The sequence below is a fragment of the Streptomyces sp. NPDC015220 genome (assembly GCF_043079345.1).
Lineage (GTDB): Bacteria > Actinomycetota > Actinomycetes > Streptomycetales > Streptomycetaceae > Streptomyces.
The window spans coordinates 172,859-191,437 of record NZ_JBIBUK010000006.1 but is presented as its reverse complement, the minus strand read 5'-3'; the positions used below and the strand labels follow the sequence as shown (position 1 = coordinate 191,437).

Genomic DNA, 18,579 nt, shown 5'->3' with positions numbered 1-18,579 from the left:
CGGCACCACACGCCGAGCACCGGCACCGGCGAAATCATGTCGTGCCGTAATGATTACATCGCGACATGCTTACGTCCAGTGGCTTTCCGTGGTTATGCTGCGCTCCATGAACGACGCCTCGGACTGCGGACCGCAGACCCCCCGGCCGGACACGGAGATCCGCCCGCCGAGCCTGCTCGCGCTGCCCTCCTACCTGGTCAGCCATGTCGCCCGGCTAGGCCACGACGTACTGATCGCCGCGGTCGCGGAGCACGGCCTGAGGCTCCCCCACTTCGCCGCGCTCACGGCGCTCGCCGACTTCGGCCCGCTCCCGCAGCACGTCCTCGCCGACCGACTCGCCCTCAACCGCAGCCATCTGGTCGGCTACCTCGACACCCTGGAGCAGCGGGACCTGGTCCGGCGCACCCGCGACCCCGCCGACCGCCGGCGCCAGGTCGTCGAGCTCACCCCCGGGGGCGAGGACCTGCAGCGTCGGCTGCTGGCCGTGGCCGAGAGCTCCCAGGAGACATTCCTGCACGACCTGTCCCCGGCCGAGCGCGCCACCCTGATCGCCCTGCTGCGCAAGGTCCTGGTCGCCGAGGACCACAGCGCGCGGACAGGAGGCTGAACCCGCACACCACGCCGCCCGTCCCTCCGGGACACGTCGTCCACCCCTCCCGGGAACCGGATCGATCGTGACACGTTCCCGCAGCACCGCCTTCACGCGAGCCCGCAAGAATCGGGGGCGACTCCCCGTCCCGAACGAGAGGTCGTCGACCGATGGGCAGCAATGGAACGCACTCCCTCGCCGGCAAAGTGGCCGTGGTCACCGGCGGGGCGGGAGGGATCGGCGTCGCCACCGTGGAGGCACTGGCCGCGGCCGGTGCGGACGTCGTACTCGCCGATGTCGCCGACGCGCCGACCCGGGCCGCCGCCGCGGAGCTGGCCGCCAAGGGCCTGTCGGTGGTCGGACACACCGTCGACATCGCGTCGGAGGACAGCGTCAAGCGCCTGGTGGACTTCGCCGTGGACACCTTCGGAGGCATCGACGTACTGGACAACAACGCGGCCCTGACCTCAGCGATCCGGCAGGACCGGGACGTGGTGTCGATGTCGGTGGAGCTGTGGGACGAGGTCCTCGCGGTCAACCTGCGCGGCCCCATGCTGCTGTGCAAGCACACCGTGCCGGTGATGATCGAGCGCGGCGGCGGCTCGATCATCAACATCACCAGCGGTCAGGGCCTGTCCGGGGACCGTGTGATGGTCGCCTACGGAAGCTCCAAGGGCGGACTGGCCGCGCTGACCCGCTTCGTGGCCGCCGCGTACGGCACGGACGGCGTACGCTGCAACGCCGTGGCGCCCGGACTGGTCCGCACCCCGGCCCTGGAGGCGGACATGCCCGTGCCGGTGCAGCGGATGTTCCAGAGCGCGAACCTCATCCCGCGGCTGGGCACCCCGGAGGACGTGGCCCACCTGGTGACCTTCCTCGCCTCCCCGGCCGCCTCCTTCATCACCGGGCAGGTGCTGTCCGTGGACGGCGGCTTCCTCTCCCACCTGCCCACGCTCTCGCCGCCGCCGCCGCGCTGAGAACGCGGCGGGCCGAAGGCGAGCGGCCCCGCGCGGGTCCGCTCGGGGAGAGGTTCCACCGGGCGGGCCCGGTCACCCCACCCACGGTCCGATGCCGGCCTCGATCGCCGGTCCGTCCGCCGCCCCGGCCCAGGCGTAGTAGCCGTCCGGCCGCACCAGGACCGCCTCCCGGGCGGCGCCGCCGCCGTCCGCGCGGTGGGCGAGAACCAGCCGCGCCCGCCGGGCGGCGGTATTGAGCGCGGTGGGGGCGCCGGACTCCCCGGCAGGCGGCAGGACCAGGACGAACCGCCCCTCGCGCAGCACCTCGTAGAGCCGCCCGCGGTCCAGCTCCAGGTCCGGCGCCCGTCTGCCCACCAGCGGGTGCGCCCCGCGCGCGGCGGGGTAGGAGTGGCCGATTCCGGTGATCTCGCCCACCGCCTGCCGCGTCACCGGCCGCACATGGGTGACCACCAGCTTCCGTACCGTGCGCAGCGCGATCTCCAGCGGATTGTGGGCCATGGCCAGCCGCAGATTGAGCCCGCTGCTGCGCAGCACCGCCCGGCCGATCGGATGGCGTTCACTGTGGTAGGTGTCCAACAGCGCGTCGGGGGCCCAGCCGTCGAGTACCGCCGCCAGCTTCCAGCCGAGGTTGACGGCGTCCTGGAGGCCGGTGTTCATCCCCTGACCGCCGGCCGGCGAGTGCTGGTGGGCGGAGTCGCCGGCCAGTAGCACGCGGCCCACACGGTACTGGGGCACCTGACGCTCGTCGCTGTGGAAGCGGGAGATCCAGCGCGGGTCGTGCATGCCGAAGTCGGAGCCGAAGGCACGCTCGACGAGGGAGCGCAGCTCCTCGAACGCGACCGGGGAGTCGTCGGGCTCGCCCCGATGGGCCCGGTCCCAGCCGCCGACCCGCCAGTAGCCGTCGCCGAACGGGGCGATGAAGCCGAAGGCGTCGCCCGTGCCGTGCACCTGTACCACCAGGCTGGGTTGCTCGGTGAACTTCACATCGGCGAGCGCCACCGACCGGATCACCACCTTCCCGGGGAAGGGCAGGCCGAGGGCCTCGCGCACCGCACTGCGCGTTCCGTCCGCGCCGACCAGATAGCGGGCCCGCAAGGTCGTCTCGCCCTCCGCGTCGCGCACCGACACGGTGACACCCTCGTCGTCCTGGACGAGAGCGAGCACCTCGGTCCCGTAGCGGATGACCGCACCGTTCTCCAGGGCCCGGCGCAGCAGCAGCTTCTCCACCTCGTACTGCGGGGTGACCAGCAGGAACGGGAAGCGGGAGGGCAGCGCGCCGATGTCGAACGGTATCGCCCCGAACAGCCGCAGCTCGCGGATGACCTGGCCGGTCGTGACCAGTTCGTCGGCGAGGCCGCGGGCGTCGAGGAGTTCGAGGGTGCGGGCGTGGACCCCGAAGGCACGGGTCAGGTTGCTGATGCCTTCCGGGCGCTTCTCGACCACCACCACGTCCACGCCGGACGCCGCGAGGTCTCCGGCGAGCAGCAGTCCGGTGGGGCCGGCTCCGGCCACGACGACCGAATGGGGGCCGGGAGGCGTCTCCGGGCCGTCGACGGCAGGGGGCCGAGGGATGTGCGACATCCGCGACTCGCTTCCAGCAGTAGGGAATCGGGCTCCGGCCCTGCGTCGAGGGCGCCGCGGGAGCGGACGTACCCACCGCGGGTCGGGGCAGGGCAGAGCGGGGTGCGGCCGTCTCAGGCGCGGGGTGCCGGGAAGCCGGGACCGGCCGTCTCCATCCTGCACGGCGGGTGTGAAGCCGGTACTGCGGCAGTATGTCGGGCCGGTCGCCCGCGCCACTTGCGTCGGGGCCGTACGGCGGCCTTCGCGCAGCCCCGGCGCATTCGTCCCGGCGGATCGCGGCCGATCTCCACGACCGGCCGGTCACAAACCCGCGGGCATGTCAGAACGTGCTGCACAACGTCAGATTGATGACTTCGTCATGCACCTTCATGAACCCGCAACGATGTATTTACGACAAGAGTCTTTGAATGAACTACAAGCGACCGATAAATTTCGAGCGCAGGTTCGACATCCAAGCTGACCGGATGAGCCGGGGGAGGCCATGGGTCCATACTCATCAGCGGTGAGGTCGGAGAACCATCCACCGATCGAGCGCGTCACACGCGGACCGCAGACGGTCCTGGAGGACGTGCCGGGCGCGGCACGGACGGTGCCCAGTCCGGCGGCCGGCTGGCAGATCCTGTTGGTGGAGAGCGACTCCACCGACGCCGAGTCTCTGGCAGCGGGGCTGCGCAGGCACGGCCACGACGTCACCCACGTGACCCTCGGCGTCGCCGCCCTCGAAGCCCACGAGGACGCGGATCTGATCCTCCTCGACCTCGAGCTTCCGGACCTCGACGGACTGGAGGTGTGCAAGAGCATCCGCTCCGTCAGCTGCGTGCCGCTGCTCGTCGTCACCAGCCGCGGATCCGAACTCGACCGTGTGCTCGGACTCCAGGCCGGCGCGGACGACTATCTCGTGAAGCCGTACGGATTCCGCGAACTGATGGCGCGTATCGAGGCCGTCATGCGTCGTACCCGGTCCTCACGCACCGTCGACCGGGAAATCACGCACGGCCCGCTGCACATCGACGTGAATGCGCGGCAGGTCAGTCTGGGCGGTCGTGGTGTGGGGCTCACCCGAAAGGAATTCGACCTCCTCTGCATTCTCGCCTCGCACCCCGACACCGTGATTCCCAGAAAACGGCTGCTTCAGCAAGTGTGGGGCGATTCCTGGTCCAGGCGTACCGTCGACACCCACGTCAGCAGTCTTCGCACCAAGCTGGGTGACGCCGACTGGATCATCACGGTCCGGGGCGTGGGCTTCAAACTGGGCACCGGCTGCGCCGCGTGACGTGGCGGGGCCCCACCGGACGGCCCCGCCACCGCCCGCGGCACGCCTGCAACATGCTTGCCCCCTGGACCGCGGTCGGGTCCTGGCCGCGGCGCGCGCACGTCCGCGGCGCGGCCGCACGCGTCGCGCTCACGCTTCCGCAGGAGGAGGCCCCGCCCGCCCTGCTCGGCGACCCCGTGGACGCCTGGCCTCTTCCGGCCGGAGGGCGGCTGCGTCACTCACGCGGATTCGTGGTGTACGCCGTCGGCTCAGACGTTGACTCCGAAGTCGGCGGCGATGCCCGCCAAGCCCGAGGCGTACCCCTGGCCGACCGCGCGGAACTTCCACTCCGCGCCGCTGCGGTAGAGCTCGCCGAAGACCATCGCGGTCTCGGTGGAGGCGTCCTCGGAGAGGTCGTAGCGGGCGAGTTCGGATCCGTCCGCCTGGTTCACCACACGGATGAAGGCGTTGCGGACCTGTCCGAAGCTCTGCCCCCGGGCGTCGGCGTCGTGGATCGACACCGGGAAGACGATCCGATCGACATCGGCGGGTACGGCGGTGAGCGCCACCTTGATGCTCTCGTCGTCCCCCTCGCCCTCGCCGGTGAGGTTGTCGCCGGTGTGCTCCACCGAACCGTCCGGGCTCTTGAGGTTGTTGTAGAAGACGAAGTGTTGGTCGGAGACGACCCGGCCCGAGGCGTTCAGCAGCAGCGCGGACGCGTCCAGGTCGAAGTCGGCGCCGGTGGTGGTCCGCACGTCCCAGCCCAGCCCCACGAGTACGGCGCTGAGACCTGGAGCCTCCTTGCTCAGCGATACGTTGCCGCCCTTGGACAGGGAAACACCCATGCTTTGTCCCTCCGCACACGTCGTCGGTCCGGCCCCGCGGCACGGACCCGATCTTAAATCTACAACACTGTAGAAGTTCGCGGGGAGGTGGATCTCCGCTGGTACTGGACCTCCTTCGGGCGGTCCGGCGGGCTCTGTCGGCGCCCTCCTTTTCCGGTGTCGCAAGTCGCGTGGCCGGACGTGGACGACCTCCGTCGCTGGGAGGAGCAGGCCGGTCAGAGGCGTCGGGAGTCACGGCCTCAGCCGCGGCTGCCACCGGGTGGGCACCCTGTCTGCTCCGCGGCGATCAACCCGGCAGCGAAGCCGGCACGGTTCCGTTGGTGCGCGGCGGCGCGGTGTGCTCATGGTGCCGGAAGTCCGCGGTGAGGGTCGCGCCTGTTCCACAGGCTCGGCACCCGATCAGTGCCGAGCGGCTGATGGCGCACCGCGGCCGCGCTCGTGTGAGCTGCGGCGACCGGTGGGCCTTGTTACGGTCCTGTGGGGGACTGCCATCCACCATATTGGATGTATCTCCAGGGCAAGGAGTGCCACTCCATGTGCGGAATCTCCGGCTGGGTGTCCTACCAGCGCGACCTGCAAGCCGAACGCCCCACCACCGAAGCCATGACCGCCACGATGGCCTGCCGAGGACCCGACGCACAGGGCCTCTGGCTCGACACGCACGCCGCCCTGGGCCACCGTCGGCTCGCCATCATCGACCTGCCCGGCGGCGTCCAGCCGATGAGCGAGCACACCCCGGACGGCCATGTCGTGCTGGTGTACTCAGGAGAAGCGTACAACTACACCGAGTTGCGGGACGAGCTGCGCCACCGCGGCCACCGCTTCCGCACCGACAGCGACACCGAGGTCGTGCTGCGCGGCTACCTGGAGTGGGGGACCAGCCTCCCTGAACACCTCAACGGCATGTTCGCCTTCGCCGTCTGGGACGGACGGACCGAACAGCTGCTGCTGATCCGCGACCGCATGGGCATCAAGCCCCTGTACTACTTCGCCACCGACGACGGCGTCCTGTTCGGCTCCGAACCCAAGGCCATCCTGGCCAACCCCCACGTACCCCGCGCCGTCGACCTGGACGGCCTGCGCGAATTGTTCTCCATGGCCAAGACTCCCGGCCACGCCATCTGGGCCGGCATGCGGGAAGTGGAGCCCGGCACGGTGATGACCGTCGAGCGCGCGGGCCTGCGCACCCGTCCGTACTGGCGGCTGAGCGCCGCCGTGCACACCGACAGCCGGCAGGACACCATCGCGCGGGTCCGCGAGCTGCTGGAGGACACCGTCCGCCGACAGCTGGTCTCGGACGTGCCGCGGTGCGTCCTGCTCTCGGGCGGCCTGGACTCCAGCGCCATCACCGCACTGGCGGCCCAGCAACTCCACGGAAAGGAGACGGTCCGCAGCTTCGCCGTCGACTTCGTCGGCCAGAGCGAGAACTTCATCCCCGACGACCTGCGCGCGACACCGGACACGCCCTACGTCCACGACGTGGTCCGCCACACGGGGACCCACCACCAGGACATCGTTCTCGATCCCGGCGACCTCGCGGACCCGGACGTCCGCGCCGCTGCCGTTCGGGCCCGGGACCTGCCGCTGGGCCTGGGCGACCTGGACCAGTCACTGCTGCTGCTGTTCCGGGCCATCCGCGAGCACTCCACGGTGGCCCTGTCCGGGGAGTCCGCCGACGAGGTCTTCGGCGGCTACGCGTGGTTCCACGACCCCGCCGCGCGGGACGCCGGCACCTTCCCCTGGCTGGCAGCGCTGGAACGCCAGCACGGCCGGGGCGGCAGTTCGCTGCTCGATCCCCAGCTGCGGGAACGACTGGACCTGCGCGGCTACCTCGCCGAGCGGTACGAGGAGGCCCTGGGCGAGGTACCGCGCCTGGACAACGAGACGGACCACCTGGAACGGCGGATGCGGGAAGTGTGCTACCTCCACCTCACCCGCTTCGTCCGCCTGCTCCTGGACCGCAAGGACCGCCTGAGCATGGCCACCGGTCTGGAGGTCCGCGTTCCGTTCTGCGACCACCGCCTGGTCGAGTACGTCTTCAACACCCCGTGGTCGATGAAGACCTTCGACGGCCGCGAGAAGAGCCTGCTGAGGGCAGCCACCGCCGAGCTTCTGCCGCGGTCCGTCGCGGAGCGGGTCAAAAGCCCCTACCCCTCCACTCAGGACCCCGCCTACGTCACCGAACTGCAGACCCAGGTCCGCGAACTGCTGTCGGCGGACGACAGCCCCGTCCTCGACCTCCTCGACCGCACCCGGCTGCGGCAGATCACCACGACCGCGCCCGGGGACATCACCACCGGTGACCGCAACGGCCTCGAACGCACCCTCGACCTGGCCGTCTGGGCCGACCTCGAAGACCCCACCCTCACCCTCTGAGTTCGTTCTTCGGCCGCCGTCCGCGCGGCACGACGCAGACAGAGGCGGCATCGTGAGTCCGTCGACGAGCTCAGGAGAACCGCCGCGAACCAGCGGTCCGAGATCGAGGAGCTCCGCGGACGGGTGACCCGCCTGTCCCTCGCGAGTGCGGTTCTGCCCCAGGGGTGAGCCGGCACCAGTGGCGGACAACGTGACAAGCGGCGCTGGGAGTGCGCGACCGGTCCCTTGGCGAGCTCCTGCTCGAGCACGGCGAACAGGGCCTCACCCATCTCGGGGCCGTGACACGGGCCCGGCAGGGCGCAGCCCCTCGGTGCCGGCGTCGTGCCAGGCTCGGCGCCGACGCCGCACCGAGCGCACACCCACCCGTAAGTCCTCGGCGACCTCGGTGTTGGAGGCACCCGCAGCGATTCGCTCCGCAGCCTCCAGCCGGATCCGCCCGCGAAACGCCTGCCGTTCAGGCGTCAACCCACCGCCCTGCGGCCCGTCAGGCGAAGGGGCCTGGGGGCGTGAAGGCGATTTCGGCGAACCGCTCGGCGATGCGGCGGTGGCCTGCGGTGTTGGGGTGAAGGCCATCAGGGAGGTCAGGGAGGTCGTGGGTGCCGAACAGGTCCCGGCCGTCAAGATAGTGCAGGTTCGGATCGTGCATCCGGCGAGCGGTCACGATGCGGGACAGTTCATCGCGTACGGCGTTGACGGTGAGCGCCCCGCTCGCGATGTCGGCGGGCGTGCCGAGCGCGGTGAAACATCCGTCGGCGTCGAGGGCCACCGGGCCGGGGATGTCCTCGACCGGGGGACAGATCACCGGGGAAACCACCAGCAAGGGGGTGTCCGGGTGGCCCTCCCGGACAGTGTCGAGGAACCCGTGCACCGCTGGTCCGAAGGAACGCCGCCGGAACGACGCACCGGTCACGACGTTGAGGCCCAGCTTGAGGCTGATGAGGCCGGCTGGCTCGTCCCGGATCGCACGGGCCACGAACGGATCGAGCCGGGCGTTACCGGCCAGCGAGAGGTTGATGAGTTCCACCCCGCCGAGGGCCGCAGCGATCACCGGCCAGGTGTCGGCAGGTGAGTCAGCCTCAGGGAAGTGGCTCACGGAACTGCCGTGATGCAGCCAGACGCGGCGACCGGTAGCCGACGGCGGTACGACCGCGGCGTCAGCCCACAGGCTGACAAGCTCGGTACGAGACTGCTGCGGCAACCACAGCTCGATCTCCTTCTCGCCCGGTGGCAGCTGACCGAACGTGACGCGGCAGGACGGACCCGGGACCGTCCTGCCGCGCCCAGCCGACACATGCAACACATTGCCCGCGGGCAGAGGTGCCCTGCGCAACAGATCCCCGTCGACGACGAGCTCCAAGGCTCCGGGCGCACAGTCTTCGGCACCGCCCTCGTACTGCGTGACGGTCGTGAGCGCCTCGACTTCCAGCAAGGTCGCGGTCGTCATGAAGGCCAGCCGTACTCCCGACGACAGCGTGGCCATTCGCTCGACGGACTCGTCCGGGAACTGCGCCCGCGTCCAAGTGGGCAACCGCCATGGCAACACCCCCGTCTCGGTTCGCTCCAGATCCAGCGCTCCGCGGAACCTGACCGGTCCGCCTATGAGCGGGATCTCACGTAGTTCGCCGGTCACATCCGCTCTTCTCTCCGCTGCCTCAGGGACCACCCAGATATCGCCCGAAGCAGCATACCTATCTGCGCAAGCCGTAAGTCGATGCTGTCGAGACCCGCCTCGGGTCGACAGTGAGCGCAGGCGCTGGTGTCGTCGGCCGGCAGACGGCGGGTTTCGTCCGCTCGACGGGTCGGCGTCGTCTGTTGGGCCGAGCGTCCGGCCTGCCGCACGGGGGACGCCCCGCACGGTGACGAAGCGCCGGTCCGCGGACCGGCGCGTGCCCGGCGGGACCTCAGCCGCGGCCGAGGGTGCTCTCCCTGCGGACGAGGGAGTAACCGGCGTGGATCCGGCGGGCCTGGTGCCGGGGGCCTCCGTTCAGCTGGGACAGCACCGACTCCACCGCCATCTTGGCGATGGACGCCTTGTCGGGGGAGACCGAGGTGAGGGTGACGGCGCCGAACCGGCCCTCCACCACGTCGTCGAACCCGACCACGGCGACGTCCTCGGGGACGCGCAGCCCTCGCTCGGCCAGGACGCGCATGGCTCCGATGGCGATGAGGTCGTTGTAGGCGAACACCGCGTCCGGCCGGTGGCCGTCGTCCAGCAGACGGGCCATGGCCGCCGCCCCGTCCGCGTGACCCCAGCCGTCGGTGGCCGCCACCAGTTCATGGTCGGCGACGAGCCCGGCGGCGTCCAGCGCCTCACGCCAGCCCCGCAGCCGCAGGTGAGCGGGCTGGCTGCGCCCGCGGCGCGCGCCCAGGAAGGCGATGTCCCGTCGCCCGAGGGAGATGAGGTGACGCACCGCCTCGCGTGCGGCGGCGACGTTGTCGATGGAGATGTGGTCGTAGGGCAGGTCGTACTCGCGTTCGCCGAGCAGGACGAGCGGTACGGGCTCGGCCCGCTCGCGCAGATCCTCCGCCTCCAGCTCGATGGGGCTCAGGATGAGCCCGTCGATCACTCGGGTGCGAAAGCCCTGGCTGACCAGGGTCTCCTGGTCCCGGCGGCCGCCGGTGTGGTCGAGCAGCACGGTGTAGTCGCGCTCGGCCGCCGCGTCGACGACCTCGGCGGCCAGCTCGGCGAAGTAGGGGTTGCCCAGTTCGGGCAGGGCCAGTGCCACGATCCCGGTACGCCCCTTGCGCAGGTGCCGGGCGGTGAGGTTGGGGCGGTAGCCGAGCTCGTCGATGGACTTCTGCACCCGCGCCCGCATGGTGGGAGTGACGTGGGGCTGATCGTTGACCACGTTGGAGACGGTCTTGATGGAGACACCCGCGTGCAACGCGACGTCCTTGAGGCTGACCCGCACGATGTTCCTCCCCGGTCCGGGCAGGGACCCTGCGCCGACGAACCCGCGCCACGCCCGGCATATCCGGCCCCCGGCATGCCGGACGGCCTCGATGCCGAAGGGCCGACGCGTTTTCAACGTTATACGGGTCGCCGCTCCGCCCTGGCAAGCCGTTTCCGGCGGTATGCCCGCCACCGCCCCTCGCCCCCGGCGCTCTCCGACATCGGCACGGCCGCCCTCGCGCTCCGCACGCCGCGTTTCCCGCACGGCCCGAACACCGCTCGTTCGACGCCCCCTTGACCCTGTGTCAGCCCGCCCCTACGGTGGCGCACCATCGGCGTTACATCGTTGCAAAACGGTGACTCGCCGCGCCGCCCCGGCCGGACGCGGCCACCCCCGACCCGCCACCCACCAACTCCCACCCGTGCGAAAGCGCTCCCCGCAGAAGGAGTCCCCATGCGCACGCAACTCCGCTCCGCTCCTCACCGAGCACGCCCACGACGCCTGCTGGGCGTTCTGGTCGCGCTCGGGCTGGTCCTCGCCGCCACGTGTGCCGTGCGGCCGGCGACCGCCGCCGCCACCTCCACGATCACCGCGGGGACAGCCCGGTCGGCCGCTGCCGCGGGCACGTTCCGCAATCCGCTCAACACCGGCCCCGACCCGTTCATGACGTACTGGAACGGCAACTACTACCTGACCACCACCCAGGGCGGCAGCATCCGCATGTGGCGCTCACCGTCCCTGAGCACCCTGCTCACCGCCGACCCCGTCACCGTGTGGACCGACGCCGACCCCTCCCGCGACCGGGACGTCTGGGCGCCGGAGTTCTACCGCTTCGGCGACCGCTGGTACCTGTACTACACCGCCGACGACGGCACCGACGACCACCACCGCGTCTACGTAGCGGAGTCCGACCGCGACGACCCGGCCGGCCCGTACCACTTCAAGGCGAAACTTGCGCCGCCCAACCACGCCGCCGACTTCGCCATCGACCCGGGCATCCTCCAGCACAACGGCCGCCTCTACCTGGCCTACAGCGGCATCAACGCCTACCAGCACAACGGCCTCAACATCGCCCCCCTGTCGAACCCGTACACCGTCTCGGGCGACGCCGTGGCGATCAACGCGGCCGGTGGCTGCCCCGAGGTCCGGGAGGGGCCGGAGTTCCTGTACCGCAACGGCCGCACCTGGATGACGTACTCCACCTGCGACACCGGGAAGCCGGACTACCAGGTGTGGATGATGTCGCTGCCGTCGACCGCCGACCCGCTGGTGCCGGGCAACTGGACACAGCACCAGGGACCGGTGTTCTCCCGCGCCGACGACCACGGCGTCTTCGGGCCCGGCCACCACGCCTTCTTCCGGTCGCCCGACGGCACCCAGGACTGGATCGTCTACCACGCCAAGACGACCTCGGCCTACACCTACAGCGACCGCACCACCCGCGCGCAGCGCATCGGCTGGAACGCCGACGGCAGTCCGAACCTCGGCGTTCCGCTCGCGACGGGCGCCACCCAGGACCTCCCGTCCGGCGACCCAGGGCCGGGCGGCTACTGGATCAACGACGACGGCCGTTCCAACGGCGCCGGCACCGTCGCCTACACCGGCGCATGGAACTCCGGTACCGGGTGTGCCGCGCAGTGCTTCTGGGGCGACGACCACTGGAGCGACCGCGCCGGGAACACCGCCACGTTCACCTTCACCGGGACCCGCATCGCCCTGCTCTCCGTCCGCGACACCGGCAACGGCTACGCGGCGCTCAGCATCGACGGCGGTGCCGAGCAGCGTCTCGACTACTACGGCGCGATCCGCACCGGCGAGACGCTCCAGTACCTCAGCCCGCGCCTGGCCTACGGCCGGCACACGCTGCGGGTGCGAGTGACGGGCGAGCACGACGCGCAGTCCGGGGCGTCCTTCGTCAGCGTCGACCGGGCCGAGGTGTACGTCGACTGAGCCCAGCGGGAAAGGGGGTGCGGTACCGGAGACCGGTACCGCACCCCTCTCTGTCTTCTGACGCCGGTCAGCTCCGCGTGAACCTCTGCGCCGCGGCGCCGTCGCAAGTCCAGACGCGCAGCCGGGTGCCGTCGGCGGTCGCGCCGTTCGGCGAATCCAGGCAGCGATGTTCGCCAAGTTGCCGTCCGTTCGGCCGGACTCAGCGCGAACGGCCCTTCCGGGCCCGGTGGTCACCGGGCCCGGAAGGGCCGTCTGTCGTGCGGGCAACCGCGACGCGGGCCACGAGCCCGCGGGCCGCCCCGCTAGTGAGCGCCCCCACCCGCCGCGGCGCCGGCCGCGATGAGCCTGCGGTTGATGTCCCTGACCTGGTCGGGGTAGACCTTCAGGACCGCCCGGTCGTAGGTGATCAGACCGTTCAGTTCGCCCTCCACGTCGCTGATCTGGGTGTAGACCGAGCCGGAGAGCCCGGCGGCGGCGTTCGGGAGCATCTGGCTGGTGTTCTCCACGTACGTCCTGGTCAGCTCGGCGATGTCGGCGGGGCCGTCACCGTAGTCCTGGCCGCCCGCGACGCCGGCGATGTGGCCGGGAATGGTCAGCGAGTAGCCGCCGTGCTCGCCGTCGACGGCCGCCCGGGTGGCGTCCGGCGCCGGGTTGGCCGGGCCGTGGTAGAGGTGGTGGTCGATGACGTCGCCGCGTCCGGAGTCGCCCTTGGAGGCACAGCAGTTGACTCCCGAGTGGGCGTCGACCAGGCGCGAGGGATCCTGCTGCTTGACGGAGTCGGCGAGTTCACCGGTGGACTGCTTGCTCTGCTCGCCCCAGCCCTCGTTCATCATGGTCCACATGACGACGGAGGGGCTGCTGATGTGCTGGTCCACGATCTCGTGGACCTCCTTGGCGAACTCCTCGTTGCTCGCGGCGCTCGCGGAGTCGGTGTTGCGGCTGGGCATGTCCTGCCAGACCATCAGGCCGAGCCGGTCGGCCCAGTAGTACCAGCGGGCCGGTTCCACCTTGATGTGCTTGCGCACGGCGTTGAAGCCCAACTGCTTGTGCAGCTGAAGGTCGGACTTCAGCGCGGCGTCCGTCGGGGCCGTGTAGATGCCGTCGGGCCAGAAGCCCTGGTCGAGGGTGGCCAGGAGGAAGGTGGGCTCTCCGTTGAGTTCGATCTTGTTGACGCCGCCGACCTCGGCGACGGAGACGGACCGCATACCGAAGTAGGAGCCGACGCTGTCGTGCGAGCGGCCGTCGTCGAGGGTGACCTTCAGGTCGTAGAGGAAGGGGTTGTCCGGGCTCCACAGCTTCGGGTTCGGGACGTGCAGCCGCAGCGCGGTGCCGGCGGTTCCGGTGACCGAACCGACGCGCTCGTGGCCGTCGTACGCGGTGGCGGTCACCCGGGCCGTGCGCTTGGTCCCGGCGCTCGGGCGGACCGTGACGGACAGGGTGTCGTCCTTCAGGTTCGGGGTGAGCACGAGCGAGTCGACGCTCTCCTCTGGCACCGGCTCCATCCACACGGTCTGCCAGATGCCGGAGGTGGGGGTGTACCAGATGCCGCTCGGGTCGCGGGACTGCTTGCCGGTGGCCTGCTGCGAGGAGTCGGTGGTGTCCTTGACCTTCAGCAGCACCGTCTGGTCGCCGTGACGGGTGACGGCGTCGGTGATGTCCGCCGTGAACGCCTGGTAGCCGCCGGTGTGGTGGGCGACCTGCTGGCCGTTGACGTAGACCCAGGCCTCGTAGTCCACCGCGCCGAAGTTCAGGTGCAGCCGGTTGCCCGAGCCGACCCGCCAGCCGGCCGGTACCTTGAAGGTGCGCTGGTACAACGACCAGTCGTGGTGCTCGGCGACGCCGGACAGGGGCGCCTCCATCGGATACGGCACCAGGATCTTCCCGCTGAGCTTCCCCTCGGGCAGCGGGGCGTCCTGCGCTGTGGCCTGGAACTGCCAGGTGCCGTTCAGGTTGGTCCACTGCTTGCGGGTCTGCTGCGGACGCGGGTAGTCGGGCAGCGCGTTCGAAGGGGAGACGTCCTTGGCCCACTTGGTGGCGAAGTACCAGGTGGAGTCGTTCCGCGCCACGCTGGAGAACACGCCCAGCGGGCCGGCGGGGGTGGTCAGTCCGCCCTGGCCGTCATAGCTGATGCGGACCTCGGACTTCATGGCCGCCGGGGTGTCCGAGGCGGCGGCGGTGAGGACCAGCTCGGAGCGGTTTGAGGGGTCGGTGGTCACCGTCGGGGACCAGCGCTGCCCGCCGGCGATCACCGACAGGTGATTCGTGAGGTCCGCGGGCAGGGCGTCCACCGGTGCGGGCAGTTGCACGACGGCCTTGCGGCCGGTGGTGTCCACCGTGCTGTGCAGGTCGAGGGGCGAGTAGCCGTCCGGCAGGTGCAGGGCGGAGTCGGGGACGGGCTGCCGGTCGATGCCGGGGCCCGACCACTCGGTCTGGATGTAGGCGCCGCCGTTGCCCTGGTTGTAGTCGAAGGAGAGCCGGTGCGCTCCGGCGGTCAGGGTGACGGGCTGGGACTGGGTCTGCACGTCCCAGTCGGTCGTCCAGTGGTCGATGACGCTCACGCCGTCGAGCGACATGCGGAAGCCGTTGTCGCCCTTGATGTAGAACGTGTACGAACCGCCCGCCGGCACGTCCAGCATGCCCGTCCAGTGCACGGCGACGTTCAGGGTGGAGCCGGCGCAGCTGCGCAGGGTCGGGATGAGGTCCTTGACGTTCAGGGAGGGCTGGACGCCGCTGCTGGTGTAGGTGGCGAAGTCCAGTGAGGTGCTGTCGGAGCTGAGGTAGCAGTCACTGCGCAGTCCCTGCGCGGTGCTGCTCCGGGCGGCCTCGGCGGCCGGCGCCGCGTGCGCGAGGGTGGCCGGGGTGAGCAGCGCCGCGCCGAGGAGCAGCGGGGCGAGTGCGGCCAGCGCGCGGGGACGCGGGGTGCGGTTTCTTCCGGGACTCAAAGGGGGTTCACCTTTCGTGGGAGCGGTGAGTGAGCCTGCTGGGGGCCCGGCCGGGGCCGGCGGCAGGCGCGGGGGTTCGTCCGGCCGCTGTCAGGCGCGCGGGCCGTCCGGCTCGGTGCGCCAGGCCAGCAGGCCGCCGGAGAACCCGGTCTTCAGCTGCGCGGTCAGGCGCAGGGCGGTGGTGGTGACGGCGGGGAGGGAGAGGTGGTTGAAGCGGTCGGCGGCGGTGCCGTGGTCGGCGTCCTCGCCGGCCGGCTGCCAGGCGCCGTCCGCCGAGAGGTACTCCAGCCGCCAGGACGCGGGGACCCGGCAGGTGCCGTGACCGGTGTCGTCGTACCAGTACACCGACACCGCGCCGACGCGGACGGGCTCGGCGTAGTCGTACCGGACCCATTCCTCGGTGCCGGTGCGGTCCCACCAGGTGAAGCGCGCAACCGTCCGGTCGTAGGAGCCGGACGGCTCGACGGCGGCGTTCATCAGCAGTGCCTGGGGGCTGTCGACGCCGCTGAAGGAGGCGGTGACCGCCGCCCATTCCAGGGCCCTGGAGGAGGCGGCGGCTCTCGGGAAGGAGGTGATGCGCAGCCGTGCGGCGGCGGCCGGGATCAGGGTGAGCTGTTCGACCGGCTGCGTGGTGCGCGCGGGGCTCGGCTGGAGCGGGGCGACGACGTTCTGGTCGTCGGTCGTCCAGCCGGGCAGCCGCCGGCCTCGGGCCCGGATGCGGAGCGGGGTGCCGTCCTGGGTGAAGGGGTTGGCGGCGCGGGCGCGGGTGCGTTCGACGGCCAGGGCCCGGGCGGGGTCGCGCGCGTCCAGTTCCAGCGCGTAGTTCCAGGGCGAGCCGGGGCGCACCTCGTACTCCGGCCAGGTGTCGCTGCCGCCGGACCGCCGCCATTCCTCCTCGATGCGCAGGGAGTAGGCGAGCGGGCCGTGGTGGACGGAGACGGAGTCCTCCTCGGTGTCCCAGGTGCGCACCGAGGTGCGCATCGGCAGCCGCAGCACGATCTGGTCGCCGTCGTGCCAGCGGCGGTCGAGGACGAGGTGTCCGCCGTTGCGCCGGACGGCCGCGGGACGGCCGCCGAGGCGGACGGACGGCTCCTGGCACCAGCCCGGGACGCGCAGGTACAGCGGGAAGACGACGGCGCGCGGTGTGGAGACGGTGAGGGTGACGGTGTCGTCGAAGGGGTACTCCGTGCGCTCGGTGACGGTGACGGTGGTGCCGTCCCCGACCTTCGCGCGGACGGTGGACTCGCCGTACAGGGACGCGCACAGGCCGCCGTCGAGGGTGGCCAGCCACATCTCCTCGGCGTAGTAGGGCCATCCCATGCCGTAGTTGTGGGGGCAGCAGCGGTACTGGTGGACGCCCGGCATGTAGGCATGCATGGCGAAGGAGTTGTTGAACTGGCCGTGGCTCTTGGCAACGTTGTCCAGCTGGACGCCGTTGGCGGCCGTGACGTAGTGGGTGCCCTTCTGCAGCGGGTCGAAGGCGGCGGGCAGCAGGTTGAGGGCGAGGTCCTCGCAGCGGTCGGCCCACACGGTGTCGCCCGTGATGCGGGTGAGCAGCTGGTGGCTGTGCATGAACTCGACGATGCCGCACGTCTCGAAGCCCTGGCGGGGGTCGTGGTAGCCGGGACGGGCGTTCTCGTCCGCGGCGAAGCCGCCGCCGGGGAACTGCCCGTAGGCGCCCATGACGGTGTCGTAGACGCGGTGGGTGGCGCCGAGGAAGGTGTCGTCGCCGGCGAGGACGCCGTACTGGGCGGGTTCGCGAAATCCCTGGGCGAGGTTGACGTTGTGCCAGGTCGGGATGGTGTGGGTGTAGTCGGCACTGTGGGTGTGCATGGTGTGGACGAGGTCGAGCAGCCAGTCCTCGCCGGTGCGGTTGTAGAGCCAGTAGGCGGTGTCGATGGTGTCCCCGACCCGGGCCGCGCCCCAGCCGCGCCCGAACAGCGTCCCGGGCCGGCCGTGGAGGTACTTCAGCCAGCCGGTCAGGGTGGGTACGACGCGGTCGTCGCCGCTGTACTCGTGCCAGGTGCGCAGCGCGTCCAGGACCGGCATGTGCGGCCAGAAGTCCGGTCCGCCGTCGAGCGAGGTGCGCAGCCGGGCGGGGCCGAAGAAGCCGTCGGACTGCCGGGTGGCGAGGATCCGGTCGATCCAGGCGCGGGTCAGCCCGAGGACTCGGCTGTCCTGGGTGACATAACCCAGGTCGCCGAACCCCCGCAGCCAGTAGGGCAGTTCCTCCCAGCCGTCGTTGGCCGCCACGGCCCACCCGCTGGTCTTCTCGTCGAGGTAGTCGGACACCTCGGGCATGCGTCCGTTGAGCCCGTCCAGTTGCAGGTCCAGTTGGGCGCGCAGCCAGCCCTTCGGAGTGATGCTGCCGGGCGGCAGCCGGAGGAAGGGCTCGGGCCGCAGCGGAGCGCGGTTGGCGGTGTAGTGGGGGCGGCGGGCGGCTGCGGGCGGGAGGACCGGGTCCGGCGGGGAGGCGGCGTGCGCGGGTGTGGTGGCGCCGGCCAGGACGACGGTGCCGGCGACCGACATGGAGCCGGTCAGGAACGTGCGGCGTTCCATGGCTGCCCTTCCTGTTCGAGGACCGTGTCCGGTGGAGGTGTCAGTTCGCGGTGGGGTGCTTCTTCGGGTGTCGCGTGGAGTGTCACGGGGAGGCGGGACGGCGCGGACCGGTGGCGTCGGGGACGCCGCCCTGACGGCCCGTCATGAGAGCCGCCCGGCGCCGGGATTGGGCGGTTTTGACGGTGGCCGCGCCGGAGCGCGGACGGGCTCGGTCCGCCTGCACGGCGGCTCTCGGCGACGACGGATCTAACAACGTTGTAAACGAAAGCAGCCACATGACAGCACAGCCCTGATCGGGGTGTCCACCCCCGTGCACGATTCTTCCCGCGCTCCTCCCCGGAATGCCGCGCATCGCGCAGAAGCCGCTGTTCAGAGGGCAATTGAAGGTTCCGGCGGTCCGGTGACGGGTACTGTCGCCCACCCGCCGCGCCGCTCGTGCGGTCACCGCGCGGCCCGGGAAGCGCGTCCCGTGAAGAGTTATGAACCGCGGGTTGACAGCCGGTTTGACGTTCCTCCAATGTCTACAACGTTGAAAAGCCCGTCTGTCGGCACCGCACCCTCGATCGAGGGCCCAGGTGGCCCCCCGCCTTTTCCGCCCCGCCCCTTCGTCCACA

At 70.9% G+C, this 18,579-nt stretch carries 12 protein-coding genes; 5 read left to right on the top strand and 7 right to left on the bottom strand.

Annotated features, from left to right (window positions below):
- Positions 1–106: 106 nt before the first annotated feature.
- On the top strand, positions 107–607 hold the full coding sequence (locus ACF061_RS16125; protein WP_392267489.1) for a MarR family winged helix-turn-helix transcriptional regulator: 501 nt from the start codon (positions 107–109) through the stop codon (positions 605–607).
- 152 nt (positions 608–759) lie between these two features.
- Positions 760–1,566, top strand: a complete 807-nt coding sequence (locus ACF061_RS16120) for an SDR family NAD(P)-dependent oxidoreductase (RefSeq protein WP_392267488.1) — start codon at positions 760–762, stop codon at positions 1,564–1,566.
- Between the two features lie 72 nt (positions 1,567–1,638).
- On the opposite strand, the gene ACF061_RS16115 is transcribed toward ACF061_RS16120, so the two are convergent.
- Complete coding sequence (locus ACF061_RS16115; RefSeq protein WP_392267487.1) at positions 1,639–3,147, bottom strand: FAD-dependent oxidoreductase; 1,509 nt, start codon at positions 3,145–3,147, stop codon at positions 1,639–1,641.
- 502 nt (positions 3,148–3,649) lie between these two features.
- Here ACF061_RS16115 and ACF061_RS16110 point away from each other — a divergent pair.
- Entirely contained in the window at positions 3,650–4,420 is a 771-nt protein-coding gene (locus ACF061_RS16110; protein WP_392267486.1) for a response regulator transcription factor, read from the top strand.
- Positions 4,421–4,668: 248 nt separating this feature from the next.
- Here ACF061_RS16110 and ACF061_RS16105 read toward each other — a convergent pair whose 3' ends face one another.
- Positions 4,669–5,244 carry a TerD family protein gene (locus tag ACF061_RS16105; RefSeq protein ID WP_392267485.1) on the bottom strand — a complete coding sequence of 192 codons (576 nt, stop codon included), beginning with the start codon at positions 5,242–5,244 and terminating at the stop codon, positions 4,669–4,671.
- 534 nt (positions 5,245–5,778) lie between these two features.
- Between ACF061_RS16105 and asnB the strand changes: the two genes are divergently transcribed.
- On the top strand, positions 5,779–7,620 hold the full coding sequence (asnB, locus tag ACF061_RS16100; protein ID WP_392267484.1) for an asparagine synthase (glutamine-hydrolyzing): 1,842 nt from the start codon (positions 5,779–5,781) through the stop codon (positions 7,618–7,620).
- Between the two features lie 261 nt (positions 7,621–7,881).
- Here asnB and ACF061_RS16095 read toward each other — a convergent pair whose 3' ends face one another.
- From ACF061_RS16095 to ACF061_RS16085, 3 genes are all read right to left on the bottom strand, one after another.
- Complete coding sequence (locus ACF061_RS16095) at positions 7,882–8,193, bottom strand: helix-turn-helix domain-containing protein (protein WP_392267483.1); 312 nt, start codon at positions 8,191–8,193, stop codon at positions 7,882–7,884.
- The gene (locus ACF061_RS16090) at positions 8,105–9,250 is read right to left on the bottom strand and encodes a GDSL-type esterase/lipase family protein (protein ID WP_392267482.1); all 1,146 of its coding nucleotides are present in this window, start codon (positions 9,248–9,250) and stop codon (positions 8,105–8,107) included. The genes ACF061_RS16095 and ACF061_RS16090 overlap by 89 nt, the downstream gene beginning before the upstream one ends.
- Before the next feature lie 271 nt (positions 9,251–9,521).
- Positions 9,522–10,532 carry a LacI family DNA-binding transcriptional regulator gene (locus ACF061_RS16085; RefSeq protein WP_392267481.1) on the bottom strand — a complete coding sequence of 337 codons (1,011 nt, stop codon included), beginning with the start codon at positions 10,530–10,532 and terminating at the stop codon, positions 9,522–9,524.
- Positions 10,533–10,967: 435 nt separating this feature from the next.
- On the opposite strand from ACF061_RS16085, the gene ACF061_RS16080 reads away from it, so the two are divergent.
- Complete coding sequence (locus ACF061_RS16080; RefSeq protein ID WP_392267480.1) at positions 10,968–12,464, top strand: family 43 glycosylhydrolase; 1,497 nt, start codon at positions 10,968–10,970, stop codon at positions 12,462–12,464.
- Positions 12,465–12,766: 302 nt separating this feature from the next.
- Here the strand turns inward: ACF061_RS16080 and ACF061_RS16075 are convergent, their stop codons facing one another.
- Together ACF061_RS16075 and ACF061_RS16070 are read right to left on the bottom strand one after the other, a co-directional pair.
- Complete coding sequence (locus ACF061_RS16075) at positions 12,767–15,406, bottom strand: PA14 domain-containing protein (RefSeq protein ID WP_392267479.1); 2,640 nt, start codon at positions 15,404–15,406, stop codon at positions 12,767–12,769.
- A 90-nt stretch (positions 15,407–15,496) separates the two neighbouring features.
- Positions 15,497–17,965: a beta-L-arabinofuranosidase domain-containing protein gene (locus ACF061_RS16070; RefSeq protein WP_392267478.1), complete on the bottom strand. Its 2,469-nt coding sequence runs from the start codon at positions 17,963–17,965 to the stop codon at positions 15,497–15,499.
- Positions 17,966–18,579: the final 614 nt, after the last annotated feature.